The organism is Polaribacter sp. (assembly GCF_036480315.1).
Lineage (GTDB): Bacteria > Bacteroidota > Bacteroidia > Flavobacteriales > Flavobacteriaceae > Polaribacter.
In genome coordinates, this window is the sequence record NZ_JAZGGG010000042.1 from 1 (window position 1) to 4,229 (window position 4,229).

Annotated in this window: 3 protein-coding genes and 1 pseudogene; all 4 read left to right on the forward strand. The window is 28.8% G+C overall.

All coding sequences use genetic code 11. The features are described 5' to 3' along the window. Nucleotides 1-112, forward strand: a pseudogene (locus V3V28_RS08690) (IS982 family transposase); the annotation flags it as partial. Nucleotides 113-451: 339 nt separating this feature from the next. Further along, entirely contained in the window at nucleotides 452-988 is a 537-nt protein-coding gene (locus V3V28_RS08695) for an ORF6N domain-containing protein (RefSeq protein WP_331364634.1), read from the forward strand. Nucleotides 989-1,171: 183 nt separating this feature from the next. Beyond that, nucleotides 1,172-3,898: a DNA gyrase/topoisomerase IV subunit A gene (locus tag V3V28_RS08700; RefSeq protein ID WP_331364635.1), complete on the forward strand. Its 2,727-nt coding sequence runs from the start codon at nucleotides 1,172-1,174 to the stop codon at nucleotides 3,896-3,898. Nucleotides 3,899-3,909: 11 nt separating this feature from the next. Further along, entirely contained in the window at nucleotides 3,910-4,167 is a 258-nt protein-coding gene (locus tag V3V28_RS08705) for a hypothetical protein (protein WP_331364636.1), read from the forward strand. Nucleotides 4,168-4,229 lie beyond the last annotated feature (62 nt).

Here is a 4,229-nt window from a genome sequence, read left to right on the forward strand (position 1 = left end):
AGGTTTTAAGACTAGAATACTCTCAAAATTAACCTCATTAACAATTATTCAATTCATTAATAAGTTTACTTTTGATAGAAATATTAACAACTTAAAAATTAGTATTATTTAAATGCACAACGGGTTATCAATATTATCAATATTATTGATTTTTTTGAATAAATCAATGTTTGAGAAAGCTGTTTTAATATTATTTATCTCTTTGTTTATCGTTATAATGGAGCTTGGGACAAGATTTGTAGTATTTGTGATTTCAAAAAATAATAATGAAAAACTAAACAAATCAGTTAAGTTTTTTAAAAACATTTATATTCATATAATATTTATTATGTCTATTTTATTTGAAATATTTTATATTATTGAAAAAAAATATAATTGAAGGAAGCAATTAGCAACCTCCAAATCATAAAAGCAACTTGAAATACCAAATTGGCACTTCAAGATTAGAGGAATGAAAAAAGAAGAAGAAAATTTAATAATTCCTGATGAAATCATTACTAATAAAATCTATTTGATTCGGAATCAAAAGGTACTATTAGATAGGGATTTAGCGGAGTTATACCAAGTAGAAACAAAATTATTAAAAAGACAAGTTCGTAGAAACATTGAACGTTTTCCTGATGATTTTATGTTTGAACTAACTAAAGATGAGCTTCAAAATTGGAGGAGTCAATTTGGCACCTCCAATTCTGATAAAATGGGTTTGCGTTATGCACCAATGGTTTTCACAGAACAAGGAGTTGCCATGTTGTCAAGTGTGCTAAAAAGCGATAGAGCTATTGCTGTAAATATCAAAATTATTAGAATATTTACTAAAATGAGAAATTTATTAAGTGATAATTTAAGTTTACGATTAGAAATCGAAGGCATCAAGAAGAAACTAACTAATCAAGATAAAAATATAGAATTAGTGTTTTCTTATTTAGATGAATTGGTTGAGAAAAAAGAAAATACACCAGAGCGAAATAAAATAGGATATAAAATATAGTTGGCAAGTACGCTTGCGTTAGGGATTGAAATGACATCCTTTTTATGTCAGTTCGAGTATTTTTCTTTTTTGAAAAATTTATCGAGAACAAATAAAAAAATATAATGTAAAGCCCGACCTTAAGGTAACGCCCAAAAAAAACAAGTAAACAATTAAACTCTTAAACGAATAAACGTTTTTTACATGAGTGAAGAAATAAACGAAAACGAACACGAGGAGGAATTAACAAATGAAGGTGAACAGTTAGAATCACTTCAAGAAGAAACCATTACCAAAGTTACAGGAATGTACAAAGAGTGGTTTTTAGATTATGCTTCGTATGTAATTTTAGAAAGAGCAGTACCATCTTTAGAAGACGGATTAAAACCTGTACAACGTAGAATTATGCATTCTATGAAAGATTTGGATGACGGTCGTTACAATAAAGTAGCGAATATTGTTGGTCATACAATGCAATATCACCCGCATGGAGACGCTTCTATTGCAGATGCAATGGTGCAAATTGGTCAGAAAGAATTACTGATTGATATGCAAGGAAACTGGGGGAACATCCTTACAGGAGATAGAGCAGCAGCTTCAAGATATATTGAAGCAAGATTATCAAAATTTGCATTAGATGTTGTTTTTAATCCAAAAACTACGGATTGGAAAATGTCTTATGATGGACGTAGAAAAGAACCGATAGATTTACCAGTAAAATTCCCATTATTATTAGCGCAAGGAGCTGAAGGAATTGCAGTAGGATTATCAACTAAAATATTACCACATAATTTTATAGAATTAATAGATGCTTCAATTAAATACTTAAAAGGAAGAAGCTTTAAAATTATTCCCGATTTTTTAACTGGTGGAATTGCAGATTTCACTAATTATAGTGATGGAAAAAGAGGTGGAAAAGTAAGAGTTAGAGCAAAAATTGCACAACTAGATAAGAAAACGTTAGTTATTAATGAAATTCCGTTTTCTACCACCACCACTTCTTTAATTGATAGTATTTTAAAAGCGAATGATAAAGGGAAAATTAAGATAAAAAAGATTGAAGATAATACAGCTGCAGAAGTAGAAATATTGGTGCATTTGCCACCAAATGTTTCGCCAGATAAATCTATTGATGCATTGTATGCATTTACAAATTGTGAAACATCTATTTCGCCATTAGCATGTACTATTGAAAATAATACGCCTGTTTTTGTAGGTGTATCAGAAATGTTAAAACATTCTACAGATTTAACAGTAGAGTTGTTGAAGAAAGAATTAGAAATTCAATTAAATGAATTAGAAGAACAATGGCATTTTTCATCTTTAGAACGCATTTTTATAGAAAATAGAATCTACCGAGATATAGAAGAAGAAGAAACTTGGGAAGGCGTAATTGAAGCAATTGATAAAGGGTTAAAACCATTTATTAAGCACTTAAAACGCGCAATTACTGTTGAAGATATTACACGTTTAACAGAAATTAGAATTAAGAAAATATCAAAATTCGATATTGACAAAGCCAAACAGTTTATAGAAGGTTTAGAAGATAAAATTGCAGTTGTAAAAGATTATTTAGCAAAACTAATAGAGTATGCAATTGACTATTTTAAACGCTTAAAAGATACTTATGGAAAGGGGAAAGAGCGTAAAACTGAAATTAGAATTTTTGATGACATTGTTGCCTCTAAAGTAGCAATGAACAATGCAAAACTCTATGTAAATAGAGAAGAAGGTTTTATTGGTACATCTTTAAAAAGAGATGAATTTGTAACAGATTGTTCAGATATAGATGATGTTATTATCTTTAGAAAAGATGGTAATATGATGGTGACAAAAGTAGATTCAAAAACTTTTGTAGGAAAAGACATTATCTACATTGCTATCTTTAAAAAGAAAGATAAAAGAACCGTTTACAATTTTATGTATAAAGATGGAGTAAAAGGCGCATCTTATATGAAACGTTTTAATGTTACGTCTGTAACAAGAGACAAAGAATACGATTTAGCAAATGGTAATAAAGGCTCTAAAGTATTATATTTTTCAGCAAATTTGAATGGAGAAGCAGAGGTTGTAACCATTAATTTAAGAGCAGTTGGTAGTGTAAAGAAACTGAAATGGGACATTGATTTTGCAGATTTAGCTGTAAAAGGAAGAGCAGTTAGAGGAAATACAATTACAAAATATACAATTAAAAGTGTCGATTTTAAATCTGAAGGAGTTTCTACATTAAAACCTCGTAAAATTTGGTTTGATGATGCTGTACAACGTTTAAATGTTGATGAAAGAGGAGAGTTGTTAGGTGAGTTTAGAGCAGAAGATAAATTATTAATTATTACACAAAGTGGAAAAGCAAAAGCTGTAAAGCCAGATGTTGCAATGCATTTTGAAGACGACATGATTGTGCTAGAAAAATGGAAGTCAAACAAACCAATTTCTGCAATTTATTTTGATGGAGAAAAAGAACGTTATTATGTTAAGCGTTTTTTAATAGAAACATCAGAAAAAGAAGAAGAGTTTATTTCTGAACATCCAAAATCGAAATTAGAAATTATTGCTACTGATTACAGACCTATTGCAGAAGTACAATACTCTAAAAGAAGTTTAGAAAATCAAACAGTTAATTTTGAGGAATTTATTGCTGTAAAAGGAATTAAAGCTCAAGGAAACCAATTAACCACAGAAAAAATTAAAAATGTAAATTTATTAGAATCGTTGCCTTTTGATGAGCCAGAAGAAAAGAAAGTAGAAGAAGTAGAGGTTATTGATGAAGAAATAATTGAAGAGAAGTTGCCAATTGATGTGCCAACGATAGAAAAATCTTCAACCATAGAAATAGAAGATAAAGAAGCTAAAAAGAAAGCACTTTTAAAGAAAGCAATCGAAAAGAAGAAAGAGAATACAGATGATGATACGCAACAGAGTTTGTTTTAAAAATATTTTATATGAAAATACATACTTTTATTTTAATATCTATATTAATACTATTTTCATGCAAGGGCAATAATGAAAATTTGATAAATAATGAATCTTGGGTTTATCTTGAAGTTGGAGTTGATGGGAAAAATTTTGCAGATTATATTTATGGTAAAATATCAAATAAAGATTTAGACAATTTTAAAACAAATAAGAACTCTGAAAATTTATTGGTCTCAAATATAGTTAAAACTATGCACTTTAGTGCATCTCGCTTTAGCTTCTAAAAATGTTTACCTTTGTCTTATGTCAAAACAAAGAACAAATGGTCATACTGTTTCAAGATTAA

Coding starts and splice junctions, on each gene's coding strand:
- V3V28_RS08705 (WP_331364636.1), top strand. CDS start 3,910: ATGAAAATACATACTTTTATTTTAATATCTATATTAATACTATTTTCA.
- V3V28_RS08700 (WP_331364635.1), top strand. CDS start 1,172: ATGAGTGAAGAAATAAACGAAAACGAACACGAGGAGGAATTAACAAAT.
- V3V28_RS08695 (WP_331364634.1), top strand. CDS start 452: ATGAAAAAAGAAGAAGAAAATTTAATAATTCCTGATGAAATCATTACT.